This is a genomic window from Pseudocolwellia antarctica (assembly GCF_049933045.1).
GTDB lineage: Bacteria > Pseudomonadota > Gammaproteobacteria > Enterobacterales > Alteromonadaceae > Pseudocolwellia.
This window is the reverse complement of record NZ_CP187926.1, coordinates 1,227,310-1,245,168: the sequence shown is the minus strand read 5'-3', so window position 1 is coordinate 1,245,168 and position 17,859 is coordinate 1,227,310. Positions and strand designations below refer to the sequence as shown.

At 35.6% G+C, this 17,859-nt stretch carries 16 protein-coding genes; 5 read left to right on the top strand and 11 right to left on the bottom strand.

The features are described from left to right. Positions 1–102: 102 nt before the first annotated feature. The 4 genes from ACPUVN_RS05435 (at position 103) to ttcA (ending at position 3,824) form a co-directional block, all read left to right on the top strand. Entirely contained in the window at positions 103–1,584 is a 1,482-nt protein-coding gene (locus ACPUVN_RS05435; protein ID WP_426370130.1) for a PepSY-associated TM helix domain-containing protein, read from the top strand. Positions 1,585–1,589: 5 nt separating this feature from the next. Beyond that, complete coding sequence (locus tag ACPUVN_RS05430; protein ID WP_426357644.1) at positions 1,590–1,850, top strand: DUF3325 family protein; 261 nt, start codon at positions 1,590–1,592, stop codon at positions 1,848–1,850. Between the two features lie 74 nt (positions 1,851–1,924). Further along, positions 1,925–2,389 (top strand): hypothetical protein, encoded by a 465-nt coding sequence (locus ACPUVN_RS05425; RefSeq protein WP_426370129.1) that lies wholly within the window; start codon positions 1,925–1,927, stop codon positions 2,387–2,389. Between the two features lie 469 nt (positions 2,390–2,858). After that, a complete protein-coding gene (ttcA, locus tag ACPUVN_RS05420; protein WP_426357646.1) occupies positions 2,859–3,824 on the top strand; it encodes a tRNA 2-thiocytidine(32) synthetase TtcA in 966 nt (321 codons plus the stop codon). Positions 3,825–4,344: 520 nt separating this feature from the next. Here the strand turns inward: ttcA and ACPUVN_RS05415 are convergent. The 3 genes from ACPUVN_RS05415 to ACPUVN_RS05405 form a co-directional block, all read right to left on the bottom strand. Beyond that, positions 4,345–5,211 (bottom strand): hypothetical protein, encoded by an 867-nt coding sequence (locus ACPUVN_RS05415; protein WP_426370128.1) that lies wholly within the window; start codon positions 5,209–5,211, stop codon positions 4,345–4,347. A 95-nt stretch (positions 5,212–5,306) separates the two neighbouring features. Further along, the gene (locus tag ACPUVN_RS05410) at positions 5,307–5,855 is read right to left on the bottom strand and encodes a DUF1415 domain-containing protein (RefSeq protein ID WP_426370127.1); all 549 of its coding nucleotides are present in this window, start codon (positions 5,853–5,855) and stop codon (positions 5,307–5,309) included. A gap of 229 nt (positions 5,856–6,084) precedes the next feature. Next, positions 6,085–7,863, bottom strand: a complete 1,779-nt coding sequence (locus ACPUVN_RS05405) for an ABCB family ABC transporter ATP-binding protein/permease (RefSeq protein ID WP_426370126.1) — start codon at positions 7,861–7,863, stop codon at positions 6,085–6,087. 215 nt (positions 7,864–8,078) lie between these two features. Between ACPUVN_RS05405 and ACPUVN_RS05400 the strand changes: the two genes are divergently transcribed. Continuing rightward, positions 8,079–8,726 (top strand): DUF2937 family protein, encoded by a 648-nt coding sequence (locus ACPUVN_RS05400; RefSeq protein ID WP_426370125.1) that lies wholly within the window; start codon positions 8,079–8,081, stop codon positions 8,724–8,726. Between the two features lie 263 nt (positions 8,727–8,989). Here the strand turns inward: ACPUVN_RS05400 and ACPUVN_RS05395 are convergent, their stop codons facing one another. The 8 genes from ACPUVN_RS05395 to thrS form a co-directional block, all read right to left on the bottom strand. Beyond that, on the bottom strand, positions 8,990–9,280 hold the full coding sequence (locus tag ACPUVN_RS05395) for an integration host factor subunit alpha (protein WP_426357651.1): 291 nt from the start codon (positions 9,278–9,280) through the stop codon (positions 8,990–8,992). A gap of 3 nt (positions 9,281–9,283) precedes the next feature. After that, entirely contained in the window at positions 9,284–11,683 is a 2,400-nt protein-coding gene (gene pheT, locus ACPUVN_RS05390) for a phenylalanine--tRNA ligase subunit beta (protein ID WP_426370124.1), read from the bottom strand. A gap of 11 nt (positions 11,684–11,694) precedes the next feature. Then, entirely contained in the window at positions 11,695–12,675 is a 981-nt protein-coding gene (gene pheS, locus ACPUVN_RS05385) for a phenylalanine--tRNA ligase subunit alpha (protein WP_426357653.1), read from the bottom strand. A gap of 453 nt (positions 12,676–13,128) precedes the next feature. Beyond that, entirely contained in the window at positions 13,129–14,232 is a 1,104-nt protein-coding gene (locus ACPUVN_RS05380) for a phosphoribosylaminoimidazolesuccinocarboxamide synthase (RefSeq protein WP_426357654.1), read from the bottom strand. 147 nt (positions 14,233–14,379) lie between these two features. Continuing rightward, positions 14,380–14,736 carry a 50S ribosomal protein L20 gene (rplT, locus tag ACPUVN_RS05375; RefSeq protein ID WP_076418046.1) on the bottom strand — a complete coding sequence of 119 codons (357 nt, stop codon included), beginning with the start codon at positions 14,734–14,736 and terminating at the stop codon, positions 14,380–14,382. A 15-nt stretch (positions 14,737–14,751) separates the two neighbouring features. Continuing rightward, positions 14,752–14,946 carry a 50S ribosomal protein L35 gene (gene rpmI / locus ACPUVN_RS05370; protein WP_426357656.1) on the bottom strand — a complete coding sequence of 65 codons (195 nt, stop codon included), beginning with the start codon at positions 14,944–14,946 and terminating at the stop codon, positions 14,752–14,754. Between the two features lie 172 nt (positions 14,947–15,118). Then, entirely contained in the window at positions 15,119–15,664 is a 546-nt protein-coding gene (gene infC / locus ACPUVN_RS05365; protein ID WP_426357657.1) for a translation initiation factor IF-3, read from the bottom strand. A gap of 77 nt (positions 15,665–15,741) precedes the next feature. After that, positions 15,742–17,652 carry a threonine--tRNA ligase gene (gene thrS / locus ACPUVN_RS05360; protein WP_426357658.1) on the bottom strand — a complete coding sequence of 637 codons (1,911 nt, stop codon included), beginning with the start codon at positions 17,650–17,652 and terminating at the stop codon, positions 15,742–15,744. Positions 17,653–17,859 lie beyond the last annotated feature (207 nt).

Genomic DNA, 17,859 nt, shown 5'->3' with positions numbered 1-17,859 from the left:
TTCTCAGTTACCAAGATACAATCATTAAAACTCACTCACATAGTCTCATTCACAATACATTATTAACATGGGTAGTCTATGAAGCCTGACTTTAGAAAATGCATGATTTGGCTTCACACATACTCAGGCTTAGTTATTGGCTGGTTATTATTTGCTATATTTATTACAGGGACATTGAGTTATTTCAATCAAGAAATCAGTCAATGGATGAAACCTGAACTTAACCAACATACACCTAATACAAGTATTATTAATCAATCCATTGTCCAACTTAAGTCAAGTGAGCTTAATGCTAGCCGTTGGCGTATTTATTTACCCGACAGTCGTAGTAACCATCTATATATTCAATGGAGTAATGGACGTAAAAGAACAGTAGAAAACCTATCGTTAAATGACGTTTCTCCTATTCAGGTAAGAGACACCAAAGGCGGTGATTTCTTTCGAACTTTTCACTACACATTACAGTTAAGAGGTTATGGCGGTAGATATATAGCAGGTGTTGCAGCCATGATGATGTTGGTAGCATTATTTAGCGGTATTTTTACACATCGTCGATTTTTCCGTGATTTTTTCACCTTACGTAAAGCTAAGCTGAGCAAACTCCTCTCTGACTCACATGCTTTAATGGGTATTGTTACTTTGCCCTTTTGTTTAATGATTTGTAGCAGCGCGTTAATGATATACGTAACCACCTATATTCCTTCAAGCACTCAACATTTTTATCCTGACAATATAAAACAGTTTAACAAAGAGGTTTTTCCAAGTTTACCTGCTCTTAATAAACAAGCACCTGTTGCCGAACCTTTAACTGATTTTTCAATTATTGAAGAGCAAATAAACCAGAAATGGACTGGGGAAAATCAAATTGACTATATTACTTATGAACAACCTTATCGTGAAAACGGAAGAATTATCGTTAATCGAGTGAAAGATAATACCTTGTCGAATCAAGCTGAACGTTTAGTATTTTCATCAACCTCTGGGGAAGCTCTTCCAGGCTATCCGGAACAAAGTACCCCAATGAAAGTAAGACGAATATTTTATGGATTACATGAAGCGCACTTTGCCGATGTTACTTTGAGATGGATGTTCTTCATTTTAGGTTTATTGTCATCAGCTTTAATAGCCACAGGTTCTATAATTTGGTTAAACAAACGTTTAGCCAAAGTGAAACAACGTCATATATGTCATAAGATTGTTGAATGTTTAAATGTTGCAGGCTTTGCTGGTTTACTCTTAGCTGTTTTAGCTTACTTTTATGCTAATAGATTTTTAGCCCTTGATGTATCAAATAGAGCTTCGTTAGAAGTGAACATATTTTTATGGGTTTGGTTAGCTACCTTATTACACAGTATTTTAAGGCCAGCTAAAAAAGCATGGTTCGAGCAATTAATGGTATGTGCCTTATTGTGTTTATCGCTGCCTTTTATAGATTTATTACAAGACAGTCAACGCTTAGTAAATGCAATTCAACACCTTAATGGTGCTTATTTAATGTTTAATGTCATGATTATTCTATCGGGCTTAGCTTTCTTAAAAACTGCGGTATGGTTAAAACACAAAAACCGTATAACTACAGAGTAATTTTGATGTTAGTCACCCTATCACTACAAACAATCGCATTAATTACCTTATCTTTATCTATGCATAAACATTTTTGTGCTTGTTTCGGAAAACAACCTAGCAAGCTTATCTGTAATATATTACTTGCCGTAGGTGCATTACTGATGTGTTTGTCTTTTAAATGTGTGCTTGATATTAATGTTATTTCATTAGTTTATTGGTTGAATATTTTAGCGCTACAAATTGTTATATTAGCTATTATTTATAGTGTTAAAGCACAAAGATAAGAAATACTTTGGAATTTAAATAGGCTCAACTCTGTCTTATAAGAATACAAACTTAATAAATTTATTAAAGACCTATGAAAAACACCTTAATCACCGCTTTTATTGTTGGCTTAATTGCTAGCATTGCCTTTATTATTTTTCAGCCACTATTTGGTTTAGCAACGTTAACTTCTCGTCATGCTGCGGCATATGTTAATTTTGGTGGGTACAGTGAAAGTGCTGCACTCATAGTTTCTTGGTTTGTACATATTTGTGTTTCGATCGCTTATGCTGTTATCTCTACGGTTATTTTTAACTTCAATCATTCTTTATGGGTCAGCAGCGCTCAAGTGATTGTATTAGGTTGGTTCACAACATTAATTGCGACTCCTGCAAACGAATGGGTAGTAAAATTAGTAACTACAGAAACCTTTACTCCTTTAAGTGAATTAGCACCATTAAACACAGCCATAGGGCCTAAGTTTTGGTTACATGTTATGTTTTTCGTTTTTGTTATTTTTGGACTTTGGTTTAAAAAAGCAAAAATAGATAAAAAGTAAGCTGTCGGTATTATTCAAACTCTGGTTAATTCAAAATGTATGTTAGTTAGGGTCTGTTGATCTTTCAGGGTTAAATTTTATTCAATTTAAAACGGATTTAATCGCGATGTGAGATTTGTCTAATAGTTATTCTATTAAAAAAGCGAACAGCAATGAGTAAATTCGTTTTAAATGAACCCAAAGGGCAGCATGTGTTTGAAATTCCTAACTTTGGATAGACAGAGCGTTATCGTCTGTTCGAGTAGCTAGCTACACGTCACAGACTTCGCCTTGTCTAAATATCAAACACCTTGCTGTAAAAACAATCTCGAAAGATCAACAGACCCTAGAGTTACTTTCAGTATTTTCTCCTTATTTTATAACCTTAATACACTCACTTCTCCGCACAAAACTTCAATAGTTTTTATCGCTAGTTCCTAAAACATTTACCTTTAGGTATAATGCGCCCGTTATTAACTCGAGATCATTTATGAAGCCTTTATCTACTACATTTCAACAACCCATTAAAAAATTAACGGCTGCTCAAGCTACGCAATTATCAAAGTTAGAAAAACGTTTGCGTCGTCATGTGGGTCAAGCAATTGCCGAATACAACATGATTGAAGATGGCGATAAAATAATGGTGTGTTTATCTGGAGGTAAAGATAGCTACGCGATGCTTTCTATCCTGATGATATTGCAAAGTTTAGCGCCTATTAAATTTGATTTAGTTGCCGTTAATTTAGATCAAAAGCAACCAGACTTTCCTGAACATATTTTACCTGAGTATTTAGAAGCTTTAGGCGTTGAATATAAAGTTGTAGAAGAAGATACCTACTCTATCGTTACCGACAAAATACCTGAAGGCAAAACCACATGTAGTTTATGTTCACGTTTAAGACGCGCTATTTTATATAGAACGGCTAAAGAAATTGGAGCAACAAAAGTAGCACTTGGTCATCATAGAGACGATATGATTGAAACCATGATGTTGAATATGTTTCATGGCGGTAAGATTAAGTCTATGCCTGCTAAACTTGTTTCAGATAATGGCGAACATGTTGTTATTAGACCTCTCGCCTTTTGTAAAGAAGAAGAGTTGATACAGTACGCAGCGCTTAAAAACTTCCCTATCATACCTTGTAATTTATGTGGTTCTCAGCCAAACCTCGAACGTCAAAACATTAAAAAGATGTTAAATGATTGGAATATAAATCACCCTGGACGAATTGAGTCTATGTTCACAGCCATGAAAAACATTGTACCTTCTCATATGTGTGACAGTGAATTGTTTGACTTTAAGAGTATTTCTAAAGATTCGGGCGTTATTAATGGTGGCGATATTGCTTTTGACCGTGAAGAGATCACACTACAAGTTCCTCAAGTGATTTCAACAGACAATATCATGTCAAACGAGCCAGACACTAACTCTATTGATATAGTGCAGGTAAAGTAGCACTCAGTCACTTCATTCATGAGTTAAGCTCCAAAACACCTTATACCAAACGGATTAATTTATTGAGCAACTTAGAACTACATTAGCAAGCTTAGAACAAGCAAAATTGATTAAACATAGTTATTCTATATTTTTTTAATTTTGTGATGTTATCAGTTTGCTAATGAGCTCCCGAAGGGCGAGAATTTAAAGGCTCATATGCCGCGTTATTGATTTTGACAAGGTTCCTACATGGATGTAGGACATTAGGGTAACGCAGGAGCAGTTACCGAGAATAACCATTCTCTTCAATCAATGCCTCGCCTACATGGATGTAGGTGCTTAGGTTCAGTCTGGAACTATGAACCTGTGCCTCTAAGCCTTTAAATTCTCGCTAAGTGAGCAATAAATTAATCCGTTTGGTATTATATAAAAAAAAGCTATTTATGTTCACACATAAATAGCTTTTTATTTTAACAATCTCATTAATTCAAAAGATTCACTTAAGAGTCAACTTTAAATATACCGAGAAGTTAACACTTTAAGCCGTGAAGCTGCCGTTATTGCCATTACTATTGTTACTGTCATTATCGCTACTGTCATTATCACCACTATCATGATTATCATCATCGTTATCAGTATGACTTCCAGCAGGTGCTTCTGACGTATTCACTTTAATACCAAAAATTTCGCGATATAAAATACCTTTAGTGTTGTAAAAAAGTGGCGTTAAATAAGTAAGAACAAAACATAAAAATACGATGCCAATCATTTCAAAACCTGAATTCATCATGGCAAGTAAAGGGAAAATCGAAATAATTAAAATCATCGCTAAGATTCCGTAAATAGCGAGTAATTTGAAAAACTGAAAACGTAGCGATTTAACACTGAGGATAATCGCTTTTATCGGCATCATATTTTTCTCAACAACTAACGGAACCGTTAGCGATAAAGTCACTAATAAAAAGATGCCTGGTAAGATTAACAAATTAAAACCGAGTGACGACAAGGTTGAGGATAACAATGCACATATCGCAATAATGGCGCCTTTACTTAAAAAAGCGAATACTAATTTAGGCTGTGTTTTTAAACCAACGGCATGAAAAACGCCCATCATTTCAATGCCAGCGATAAATGGAGAAATAGCTAAGGTAACTAATACATTAATAATGTATTGAGCTTTCATATCTTTTAATGCGCTCTCAACCCCACCTAAATACTGGCTTGTTACCAAAACAATAACCATAGATAAAAACATGCAAATTAATGCACCTATCACAATAGATAACCTTGATATTTTAGTTAAAGCCCAAGCCTCTTGAAGTACTGCTCTTATATCAATTGAATATTGACCTTGTACTGCACTTTCAATGTTTCCACCCACATTGATCATTTGATTATTTTCCACGAAAAAGAATACCTATATTTAAGCTGCAATGTCAGAAGCATGCAGTATACCGAGTTTTAATAATTGTTTCAGCTAGTAACTGTAACTGAAAAACATCAACTATTTTTAATATTTTTTAGTATTTGCTCAAAGAAATTACTGCCTTTTTCTTGAGCCAGAGCCATATTATTTTCTGGAATATTTTCAGGGTTTTTATACGTTGATAACACACGTGTTAGGCTTTCTTCTCTTAACAGGTGAATAACAGGGTATGGTGATCTATTAGTATAGTTTTCTGCATCGTCCATATCTGCTCCATCAAAATAATAATCAGGATGAAAACTCGCTAGTTGAAAGCCCCCTTCAAACTCTGAATCAAAAAGTAACTCATTTGCATAATCCACAAGCTCTAAATACTGTTCAAAAGATTTGAAGCCTTGGTTGTAAATGATCAAGCTAGTTTCTATCTGGGGATTGTTTTTCAAATAAAGACACTGTTCGAATACTTCAGCTAATGCCAATTTTAATTTTTTTTGTTCCGACAGATAATAATGAATTGTGTTATTGATTAATTCTTTTTTAGCAAAAGGGCAAAAATTGAGTTCAACAATCACTTGTTCAATCCATTGCCTTGTTTGTGTTATTTCTATTTCTTCTGTTGTCATATTCTTGTCTATAAGTTCTGTATTATTTAATTAGTTAACCTGAGTTCTGGGTAATGAATTTTTAAGTCAATGAAAATTAATCAATATTTCAGTTAACGTCACAATGATGATAGTTTATTCGTTATCAAGGCACTTTTACTTACTCAATAACGGGTTATTAATAATAAAAGTAATGCCGAGAACGTTTAAAATAGCGTTATTGTGAAACATTGCTTATCCAGAATTAAAGTTAGTTAGATTGTTGTAATTGCCACATTCTAAAATAATGACCTTCTCGATTAATAAGCGTTTGATGATCACCCTCTTCTACAATTTCTCCTTTGTTCATCACAATAATATTATTGGCATCAACTATAGTAGATAAACGATGAGCAATAACCAAACTGGTATGATCTTGGGCGACGGTTTGAATCGCTTTTAATATCGCTTGCTCTGAATGGCTATCTAAAGACGATGTCGCTTCATCAAACACCAAAATAGCAGGATTCTTTAATATGGTACGCGCAATGGCTACACGCTGTTTCTCGCCACCTGAGAGCTTTAAACCTCTCTCTCCAACTTTAGTCTCAGTGCCTTCAGGTAATGATTCAATAAACGCTGACAAATGAGATAACTCTATCGCTTTTTCAACCTCTTCATCAGTGGCATTAGTATTACCGTATTTAATGTTTTCAAAGAGAGTGTCGTTAAATAGCACTGTATCTTGAGGCACTATTCCAATGTTTTTTCTTAGCGAATGTTGACTGATTTTATCAATTGCTTGTCCATCAATCGTTATTGAACCTTGAGTTACATCGTAAAACCGAAATAGCAACTTAACCAATGTTGATTTACCTGAACCACTTTCACCTACAATGGCAATTTTTTGACCTGCCTTAATTGAAAATGAGATATTTTTTAAAATAGGACGTTTACTATCGTAAGCAAACGAGACATTAGAAAAGTCGACTTGCCCACCTTTAATATCTAGATCAGGCGCATGATCAATATCAGTCACTTTAGGGCTTTTTAGCAATAAACCAAACATGTGTTCAATGTTAGCTAATGAACCTTTAACTTCTCTGTAAACAAAACCCAGAAAGTTAAGTGGTATAAATAGCTGCATCATAAAAGCATTAATTAATACAAAGTCACCCAGTGTCATTTCTTCATATGTCACTTGATAAGCCGCTAAACCTAGCATTGCAGTCATGGATACAGAAATGATAATGGCTTGTCCACCATTTAATGCAAATAAAGATAAACGATTTTTAGCTTTGGCTTTTTCCCAGTTTTCTAATTGGTGATCGTAAGCATCGGCTTCATAAGCTTCGTTGGTGAAGTATTTAACAGTCTCATAATTAAGTAGGCTGTCTATGGCTCTAGTATTACTTGAAGAGTCAGCTTTGTTTGCTTCTCTAATAAATTCGGTACGCCAATTAGTTGCTTTAATAGAATAGAGAATATAAAAAGTGATTGAAGATGCTGTGATCAACGCAAACCATATGCCGTAGTTAAAAAACAAAATGCCTATTACCATCACAATTTCTAATAAAGTAGGGATAATATTAAAAATCATAAAGCGCATTAAAAAACTAACGCCTGAATTTCCTCGGTCAATATCTCGAGATAAACCACCCGTTTGACGATTCAAATGAAAGTCTAAATCCAGTTGATGCAGATGGTTAAAGACTTTTAAGCCAATACGTCTGATAGCGCGTTCTGTGACTCGACCAAATAAGGTATCGCGTATCTCAGCAAATAATACGATTGATAATCTAATTAAACCATAAGCAGCTACAAGTCCAAATGGTACTAGGTAGACACGGTTTTCTTGTTGTTGATCTAATAAGTCGACAATATCTTTTAATATAAAAGGTAAATATACGCTAGCAACTTTAGTTAATACTAAACATAATAATGCAAAGCCAATACGTACTTTAAACTCCATAATATATGGGAGGAGCATTTTAACCACTTGCCAGTTAATTTGAGTGGTTTCGCGTTCAGGAAAACGGCTAGGACGCATGTTTAATTTACCTTATAAAAGAATGGGCTAACCATATAGTGTTTAACTTTCTAGTACAAATCCTTTAGAGCATTAGCAACACAGTAGTTTTCAGCTTAAAGACGCTAACTTTGCTCAAAAATCTATAAGCAAAGTGTAAATTACTTTATGTATGTTCAAGCTTATGTTTATATAAACTCAGAAGTTGTTAGCCATGGAGCTTAGGAAACTTGTCTATGTTAAGAATATTATCTACATTATTTGATCGATGTTTGTTTACATCAACCTTCATTATAGGTTTACAACTGCCTGAGTTCATTCAGCAGTATTCCCAAAGACTATCAGGTCATTTAAATGAGGCATTATTACAATTAAGTGACTACCAGTTAATTGCCGATCGTCACTTTGATGGTAAGTTAAGCTTAATGGTAGATAAGTATTTAACCAACAGCGAGCCTTCAATTAACGAAACCGGAAACATTATTTCAAAGGTGTCAGACAGAGTAACGGATTTACAAGGTCATTTGTCTAATTTACAAGATGTGGAGTATATTAAACGCGTTTTTTATTTTGTGACTGAGTTTGATGAATCTATGGCGCAAGCAACTATTCAACAATATCAACTCGCTATTCCTTTAAGTTTACCTGCATTAATTAGCGGAGCAATATTTGCTTTGTGTATTGTTCTGTTTATTCATCTTTCTCTTAACGCTTCAAAAAGTGTTTGTCGTAAAGTCTTTAACAAAAAGATAAAAGACGAGCCAAAACCAAATATGATTAAGCCTGTAAAGCTAAAACCTGTAAAGTTTAGCTCTAAAGATAAAAACGAAAAAAACAACGTCAAAATAATACCTAAGATTGGTGACATAAGTAAACTGAACTAATACCAAATTGATTAATTAACTGCTCATTTTTAACGGTTAAAATTAATAATGACGGCGTTATAAAATTTATAAGTAGAATAACTACTGACTAAATTTTATGCCTTGTAATTATCCATTTTTCCTCATGAAAAAGTAGATCACTTAATTAATCAAATTGGTATAATGTCGGCAATTAATCAAAAATCATAATCATAGAACCTAAATAACAGGCAACAAAAAAGGCTGCAAAGCAGCCTTTTATAAGTCAATTTTGAACGTACTACTTAACCGTTACCGTCTTCAACTCGACTTTTTAATTTCTGACCTGGTCTAAATGTAACTACCTTACGAGCCGAGATTGGAATATCTTGACCAGTTTTAGGGTTTCTACCCGGACGTTCGCTCTTCACTCGCAGATCAAAATTTCCAAATCCTGAAAGTTTCACCTGCTCACCGCTTTCTAACGTCTCACGTATTTCTTCAAAAAATATTTCAACCATATCTTTTGCGTCGCGTTTGTTAAGACCGACTTTTTCATACAAATGTTCTGCTACTTCTGCTTTGGTAAGCGCCATTGCTCAATCCCTCAGTGATGCGTTTAATTGAGTTTCTAATGAATCAACCACTCTGTTAACAACATCTGTAATGTCTTTTTCTTCAAGTGTTTTATCATTATCTTGCAGTATAAGGGCTATAGCCAAGCTCTTCGAGCCTTCTTCTATGCTTTCGCCACGGTATACATCGAACAAGTTTAGATCAATTAAATAATTTCCGCCAACCTTTTCAATAAGTTGTAACACATTTTTTGAGTCAACTTCTTCTTTTACTACTACTGCGATGTCACGTCTATTCGACGGAAAGCGAGATATAGCGGCAGCTTCAGGAATTTTAGCCGTTAGAATTTCAGACAATAATAGTTCGAAAATTAAAGTTTTACTGTTTAAGCCTAATTTACGTTCTAATTCAGGATGTAACGTTCCAACATAGCCAACTAAACTACCATTACGGTAGATCCCAGCGGTTTGCCCTGGGTGTAATGCACTGACTTCAGCTTTTGAAAATTCGTAAGCTGATGCATCTGCAGTTAGTGAAAGTAGCGCTTCTACATCAGACTTTATATCGTAAAAATCTGTTGCTGCTTTTTCCATATCCCAGTGTTCTTCATTACGTTGACCTGTAATAACACCAGCAAGCATGTTGTCTTGTCTTACACCATTTTCAGCAGACTCGTCAGGAACAAAACGTAAACCTGTTTCAAATAAACGTAGTCTGTTTTGTTGACGGTTTTGGTTATAAGCAACTGATTGCAATAATCCAGTCCATAAGCTTAAACGCATTACTGACATTTCTGAAGAAATAGGATGAGGTAATGTCATCACTTCTTGATCAGGATGTAATAAGGCTTGAACTTTAGGGTCAACAAAGCTGTAAGTAATAGCTTCTTGATAACCACGGTTAACTAACGCATTACGTAATTGGCTTACACTTAAGTTTGCTTCTTTGTTTGCACACATGCTTAATGTCGCTTTTGGCGAAACATTAGGGATGTTGTTGTAACCAAATATACGAGCCACTTCTTCAATTAAATCAACTTCGATTTTAATGTCAAAACGGTAAGCTGGAACAGTGACTTGCCATACGTCGTTTTCAAACGAAATAGTAAAACCTAAACGCGTTAGGATATCAGCCACCTGTTCATCACCAATATGATGACCAATACGAGAATCTAATTTAACTCTACGCAAACTAATTTGTTTTTCTTGAGGGATATTTTCTTCAGACTTAGCTTCAGTTACTGGACCTGCTTCACCACCAACAATTTCTAGTAGTAATTCAGTTGCACGGTTCATCGCATCAAGTTGTAATTGTGGATCTACGCCACGCTCGTAACGATGTGATGCATCGGTATGTAAGCCATACTGACGCGCTTTACCTAAAATAGCTAACGGGCTAAAAAAGGCACTTTCTAAAAAGATGTTTTTAGATTCTGATGTAACACCTGAAGCTAAACCACCAAAAATACCAGCCATTGCTAAAGCTTTGTTATCATCTGCGATAACTAAAGTTTCAGCTGAAAGCGTTACTTCATTTTCATCTAATAAAGTTAACTTCTCTTCTTTATTAGCGAAACGTACATTAATTCCACCTTCGATTTTATCTAAATCAAAAGCGTGCATTGGGTGACCTTGCTCTAATAAAACGTAGTTTGTTACATCAACTACAGGGTCTATTGAACGAATACCACAACGTCTTAATTTTTCTACCATCCATAACGGTGATTGAGCCGTTACGTCGATATTTTTGATCACACGACCTAAATAACGTGGACATGCTTGCTCAGCTGATAATGTTATTGTTAACTCATCAGTAATGGCAGCAGCTACGTCGTTAATTACAGGTTCTGTAACGGTTAGGCTATTTAAAACACCTACTTCACGAGCTAAACCTTTAAGACCTAAACAGTCACCACGGTTAGCTGTTAAATCAACATCGATAGTTACATCATCTAAATCAAGATATTCACGTACACATAAACCAATAGGTGCATCTTGAGCTAATTCTAAAATACCGTCTGAATTTTCAGCTAAACCAATTTCTGATTCACTACACAACATACCGTGCGATGGAACACCACGTAATTTAGCTTTCTTAATTTTAAAATCGCCAGGTAAAACTGCGCCAACAGTGGCAACAGCAACTTTAAGACCTAAACGACAATTTTTAGCACCACAAACAATATCAACTAACTCACCGTCGTTGAAATCAGGTCCTAAATTGATTTTTGTTACTTGTAATTTATCCGCATCTGGATGAGGCCCACATTCAACCACTTCACCAATGAGAACGCCGCTGAATTCACCAGCAACAGGTTCAACAGCATCAACTTCTAAGCCAGCCATTGTAATTTGATGAGATAACTCATCTGAAGAAATAGCAGGATTAACCCACTCTCTTAACCATGATTCACTAAATTTCATTGTTGGCTTTCCTACTTGAACTGTTTTAAGAAGCGAAGATCGTTTTCAAAGAATGAACGTAAGTCATTCACACCATAGCGAAGCATAGTTAAACGCTCTACACCCATACCAAAGGCAAAACCTGTGTAGACTTCTGGGTCGATACCAGCCGATTTCAGTACATTAGGGTGAACCATGCCACAGCCTAAAACTTCTAACCATTTACCATTCTTACCCATAATATCAACTTCTGCTGAAGGTTCAGTAAACGGGAAGTAAGATGGACGGAAACGGATTTCAACTTCTTCTTCAAAAAAGTGATGTAAGAAGTCGTGTAAAATACCTTTAAGATGCGTAAAGCTAACGTCTTTGTCTACCATCAAACCTTCAACCTGATGGAACATAGGCGTATGTGTTTGGTCGTAATCGTTACGATATACTTTACCAGGAGAAATAATTCTTAATGGCGGCGCTTCTTTTTCCATTGTACGAATTTGTACACCTGAAGTTTGCGTACGTAATACAAGCTTAGGATTAAAATAGAAAGTATCGTGATCTTGTCTAGCAGGATGATGCTCAGGAATATTTAACGCATCGAAGTTATGAAAATCATCTTCAACTTCAGGACCTTCTTTAACAGAAAAACCTAAGTCACCGAAAAAGCTTTCAATACGTTCGATAGTACGCGTTACAGGATGAAGACCACCATTTTCGTTGCCTCTACCTGGTAAAGTCACATCAATAGACTCTGCAGCTAATTTTTGCTTAATAACTTCAGCACGTAATAATTCACCACGATCTGTAAGCAATTTTTGAACATGTTGCTTAGCTATGTTGATTACTTGCCCTGCTTTAGGTTTTTCTTCTTTAGGTAATTTACTAAGCCCTTTCATTTGCTCTGTAAATAACCCTTTTTTACCTAAAAAGTTAACTCGTACTTGATCTAGCGTAGCAGGATCGGTAGCAGCAGCAATTGCCTGTTCTGCCTGCAAGATAATATCGTCTAAATTCATGATTTCCTCTAAAGCACCTTACTTAAAAGTTAAGGCTTTGGGTAGACTAATTCGAATAATAAAATGGAGACTGATTCTACACAATTTGGACGAATAAATGTAGTGAAAAGAGCAGCTTTTAGAGATTAACCTGCTAAATATCGATATGAGAGTGACAGTGTTTTACTTAATTATGAAATTTAAGGAGTTATGGGCTTTATTTTCTCGCCTAATCACCGCCAATTCAGTTATTAAAAAGCTTTTATAAACCTATAAAATTGATCATTAATATCAGAACACTACTTTTGTAGAGAAGAAATATGAAGAATGACAAAGCTAAGCTAAAACTAACCAACGTATTACTCATCGTTTGCGCTATTGGCTATTTTTACACATAAAAAAACCACAGTATGATAACTGTGGTTTTTAGTTTAAAGGGCTATATCGTTGTTGCTAAGCTAGCTAATCTGCTAACTAGTCAATCAGTTGATATTCGGCTTTTAAAATATCAATAATTTCTTGTTTGGGATTATCAGAGATCACGATTTTACTTTGTGTGATTTTTTCTGCTATCGCAATATAGGTTTCAGAAACAGCCATAAGTACCGACTCAGGTAGTTCATTGTCTCTTGCTAAAGCTTCTCTTTCAGACATTCTCTCTTTATTTAAAAGAATATCAGGATCTGGGAAGTAGCTTAATAATAATTGGCGAAAGCCCTCTTTTGAGTTTTCAACAATTTTACCTTTACTGTATTGCTCAGCATCCCAAATACGTGATGAATCAGGTGTTCCTACTTCATCCATATAGATTAGCTTTTCATTGCCTGCTTTATCTTTTACGTAACCGAACTCAAACTTGGTATCAACAAACACTTGATCAATTTCAGCTAATGCATCAGAAATAACATTAAAGCCTTCTGTTAATAGTTTTTCGTATAAGCTGATATCGCTTGTTGATTTAAAATTGAAAGCTTCAAAATTATCAACAATGTTCTTACGAGTAATATTTACATCATCTGCTTCAGGAACGTCAGGAATACCTTTCAAAATACCTTTGGTTGATGGCGTTTGAAGTAACTCAGGTAACTTAGAATCTTTTGCTAAATTTTCAGGTAATTGAATACCACAAAACTCACGTTCACCTTTACTATACGAACGCCACATTGAACCTGTGATGTATTGACGGCAAATAGCTTCAATCATTACTGGCTTAGCTTTTTGAACTATCCATACGAAAGGATGTGGAATACCTAAAATATGGCTATCAGCTAAGCCTTTGTCTTTAAATAACTGAAACCAATGGTTTGAAATAGCATTTAAAGCCGCGCCTTTACCAGGAACACCTTTTAAGCCACCTTCGCCTTTCCAAATGCAATCGAATGCTGAAATACGGTCACTGATCACCATAATAGCTAACTCAGTACCTGCAGCTACGTCGTAGCCTTTTTCTTGAATTAAACGTTTGCTATCAGCTTCTGTTAACCAATAAACTGATCGTACTTTACCGCTATGTACTGGAGCATCTGTACGAATAGGTAAATCATTATTCACCGCTAAAACTTTATCAGCAAGACCCATGGCAATGCATCCTTCATAAGTTAAATATAAAATAATTGTAACGAATACTTTTATTCAAACTAAAAACATTCGTTACAACTCTTTAAGCTAAAACAGAATAGAAAAAGGACGCACTAGGCGTCCTTTATACTAAACAATATTTCAATCTTAAACTAAAGAAGCTTTCGCTTTTTCAACTAAGAATGTAAATGCTGCTTTGTCGTATACTGCAATGTCAGCTAGGATCTTACGATCGATTTCAATAGCAGCCTTTTTAAGACCATTAATGAAACGGCTGTAAGATAAACCATTTTGACGAGCTGCTGCGTTAATACGAGCAATCCAAAGTTGACGGAATTGACGCTTACGTTGACGACGGTCACGGTATGCGTATTGGCCAGCTTTAGTTACGGCTTGGAAAGCAACGCGATAAACGCGACTACGAGCACCGTAGTAACCTTTAGCTTGCTTTAAAACCTTCTTGTGACGTGCACGTGCTTGTACACCACGTTTTACTCTTGCCATTTTCTATATCTCCTATTAACCGTGACGTAAAAGTTTTTTAACTGATTTAATATCAGCCGCAGAAATCATGCATTTAGCACGCAAATGACGCTTAACTTTAGTACGGCGCTTAGTCAGAATATGACGAAGACCAGCTTGTTTGAACTTGTAACCTGTAGCTGTTTTTTTAAAGCGCTTTGCAGCACCTTTATTTGTTTTCATTTTAGGCATTATAAATAACTCCGCATTGGGATGCCAAATTTAAGCAATCTAGGCGAAAACTCAGTGCCTAATTTTACAATTAGGATGTTAAGTTTTACTTGTAAGCCTATATTACCAGTTTTCGATAATAGTGGTGAATGAGTCAGCAAGCCAACTCATTACTTTAACTACCAGTTATTATCTATTTTTTAGGGGCTAAGACCATCACCATTTGACGCCCTTCCGCTCTACGAGGGAAAAACTCAACTACTGTTAGTTCTGCTAAGTCGTTTTTAACGCGAGTTAACAAATCTAAGCCTAGTTCTTGGTGGGCCATTTCACGACCGCGGAAACGTAATGTTACCTTGATCTTGTCGCCATCCTCTAAAAAGCGCTTCAGGCTGCGTAGTTTTACCTGATAGTCGCCTTCATCTGTACCAGGTCGGAATTTAATTTCCTTAACCTGTATTTGTTTCTGCTTTTTACGAGCTTCTTTTTGTTCTTTGGCTTTTTCATACAAGAACTTACCGTAGTCCATCACTCGACAAACTGGCGGCTGTGCCGTTGGACTGATTTCTACTAAATCAACTCCAGCTTCGATAGATTGATTCATTGCTTCATCTAAAGTAACAATCCCTCCAGCTTCGCCATCATAACGGATCAAACGTACTTCAGTACCTGTAATTAATTCATTCAAACGATGAGCTGGCTCTTTTTGCCCGCCTCGTTGACCACCTTTAATAGCCATGTTCCTCCAAAGAACTTTGTTCCCATATTTTATTACTGAATTGTAATATATGGATTATAAAATATTATTATGCCCGTTTATATTCTAGATTTAACTTCTTCAGTTAATTTCTGGATAAAACCATCAACAGACATTGTACCTAAATCTTCACCACTTCGAGTTCGTATAGCGATTTCGCCAGATTCCATTTCTTTGTCACCAACAACTAACAAATATGGAACACGCTTCAAAGTGTGCTCGCGGATTTTAAAGCCTATCTTCTCATTTCTCAAGTCTAGTTTTACTCTAAATCCACTTTCTTTCAGTTTTTTTGCAACTTTTTCACAATAATCGTCCTGTTTGCCCGTAATATTCATTACAGTCACTTGATTTGGCGATAACCATGTAGGAAATTTACCTGTGTACTCTTCTATCAAAATTCCGATAAAACGTTCTAAAGATCCTAAAATTGCACGATGAATCATAACAGGTGTGTAACGTTCGTTATCTTCACCTACATAAGTTGCATCTAAACGTTCTGGTAAAGCAAAATCTAATTGAACTGTACCACATTGCCAATTACGACCTAAACAATCAAGTAAAGTAAATTCAATTTTAGGACCATAGAAAGCACCTTCACCTGGAAGATACTCAAAATTGATACCTAAATCAGTTAACGCTTGTGCTAAACCTTGTTCAGCTTTGTCCCATATTTCGTCACTACCAATGCGTTTTTCAGGACGCGTTGATAATTTAACTATTATATCTTCAAAACCAAATGATTTATATACATCATAGACCATTTCAATACATTGAGTTACTTCGCTTTGAACTTGTTCTTCTGTACAGAAGATATGTGCATCATCTTGGGTAAAACCACGTACGCGCATTAAACCATGTAAAGAACCTGATGGCTCGTTACGATGACAACAACCAAACTCAGCCATACGTAATGGTAAATCACGGTAAGATTTTAAGCCTTGGTTAAATATTTGTACATGACCAGGACAGTTCATTGGTTTTATCGCATATTCACGCTTCTCAGACGTTGTTGTGAACATGTTTTCTGCATACTTGTCCCAATGTCCTGATTTTTCCCAAAGCACGCGATCCATCATTAATGGACCTTTAACTTCGTCGTAATCATATTCATGAAGCTTTTCACGAATGAACTTTTCTAGTTCTGTATATATAGTCCAACCATCGTTATGCCAAAACACCATTCCTGGCGCTTCTTCTTGCCAATGGAATAAGTCTAACGTTTTACCGATTTTACGGTGATCACGCTTTTCAGCTTCTGCTAAACGTTGGATATATGCTTTAAGTTGTTTTTTATCAGCCCATGCTGTTCCGTATATACGTTGCAACATTTTATTGTCTGAATTACCACGCCAGTAAGCGCCAGCAACTTTCATTAGTTTGAAATGATGACAATGACGCATGCTTGGAACATGAGGACCACGACACATATCTGTATATTCAAGATGATGATATAAAGCAGGTGTATCTGATTTATCTATGTTTTCATCAAGAATTTCTAGCTTGTATGTTTCACCGCGCTCAGTAAATGCATCATAAGCATATTGCCAAGTACCTGTTTTCTTAATAACTTCATAACCAGTTCTGGCTAATTCAGTCATACGTTTTTCAAGTTTAACTAAATCATCTTCTGTAATAGATTCTTCTAAATCAACATCGTAATAAAAGCCGTTATCAATAGTAGGACCGATTGCCATTTTAGTATTTGGCCATAATTGCTTAATAGCATGACCTAATAAATGAGCAGTTGAATGGCGAATAATTTCAAGCCCTTCACTGTCTTTACTCGTAATAAGTTGTAAAGACGCATCGTTTTCAATTAATTCGCACGCATCAACAAGTTGTCCGTCAATACGGCCTGCGATCGTTGCTTTTGCTAAACCTGGGCCGATATCTAATGCAACATCCATAATAGATACTGCTTTATCGAAAGAACGCTGAGAGCCGTCAGGAAGAGTTATTACTGGCATGAAATATCCTTTGTACAGTGGCGACACACACTAAGTGCCGCTTGCTTTAGTTTCATACTAACCCCAATAATTTGTTATTGAGGCTGGTATTATCAATGTTAATATTTATAGACACGGTTTTATTAAATAATCGTTATTAAATAAAACCCTATCTTGCTAAATCTTTTGCTTTATTCCAACGAAGGAATAAATGAGCACGGGAATATA

What these genes read in the sequence shown, in the direction of transcription:
- ACPUVN_RS05435 (WP_426370130.1), top strand. Translation starts at nt 103, where the DNA reads ATGATTTGGCTTCACACATACTCAGGCTTAGTTATTGGCTGGTTATTA.
- ACPUVN_RS05430 (WP_426357644.1), top strand. Translation starts at nt 1,590, where the DNA reads ATGTTAGTCACCCTATCACTACAAACAATCGCATTAATTACCTTATCT.
- ACPUVN_RS05425 (WP_426370129.1), top strand. Translation starts at nt 1,925, where the DNA reads ATGAAAAACACCTTAATCACCGCTTTTATTGTTGGCTTAATTGCTAGC.
- ttcA (WP_426357646.1), top strand. Translation starts at nt 2,859, where the DNA reads ATGAAGCCTTTATCTACTACATTTCAACAACCCATTAAAAAATTAACG.
- ACPUVN_RS05410 (WP_426370127.1), bottom strand. Translation starts at nt 5,855, where the DNA reads ATGACAACAGAAGAAATAGAAATAACACAAACAAGGCAATGGATTGAA.
- ACPUVN_RS05405 (WP_426370126.1), bottom strand. Translation starts at nt 7,863, where the DNA reads ATGCGTCCTAGCCGTTTTCCTGAACGCGAAACCACTCAAATTAACTGG.
- ACPUVN_RS05400 (WP_426370125.1), top strand. Translation starts at nt 8,079, where the DNA reads ATGTTAAGAATATTATCTACATTATTTGATCGATGTTTGTTTACATCA.
- ACPUVN_RS05395 (WP_426357651.1), bottom strand. Translation starts at nt 9,280, where the DNA reads ATGGCGCTTACCAAAGCAGAAGTAGCAGAACATTTGTATGAAAAAGTC.
- pheT (WP_426370124.1), bottom strand. Translation starts at nt 11,683, where the DNA reads ATGAAATTTAGTGAATCATGGTTAAGAGAGTGGGTTAATCCTGCTATT.
- pheS (WP_426357653.1), bottom strand. Translation starts at nt 12,675, where the DNA reads ATGAATTTAGACGATATTATCTTGCAGGCAGAACAGGCAATTGCTGCT.
- ACPUVN_RS05380 (WP_426357654.1), bottom strand. Translation starts at nt 14,232, where the DNA reads ATGGGTCTTGCTGATAAAGTTTTAGCGGTGAATAATGATTTACCTATT.
- rplT (WP_076418046.1), bottom strand. Translation starts at nt 14,736, where the DNA reads ATGGCAAGAGTAAAACGTGGTGTACAAGCACGTGCACGTCACAAGAAG.
- rpmI (WP_426357656.1), bottom strand. Translation starts at nt 14,946, where the DNA reads ATGCCTAAAATGAAAACAAATAAAGGTGCTGCAAAGCGCTTTAAAAAA.
- infC (WP_426357657.1), bottom strand. Translation starts at nt 15,664, where the DNA reads ATGGCTATTAAAGGTGGTCAACGAGGCGGGCAAAAAGAGCCAGCTCAT.
- thrS (WP_426357658.1), bottom strand. Translation starts at nt 17,652, where the DNA reads ATGCCAGTAATAACTCTTCCTGACGGCTCTCAGCGTTCTTTCGATAAA.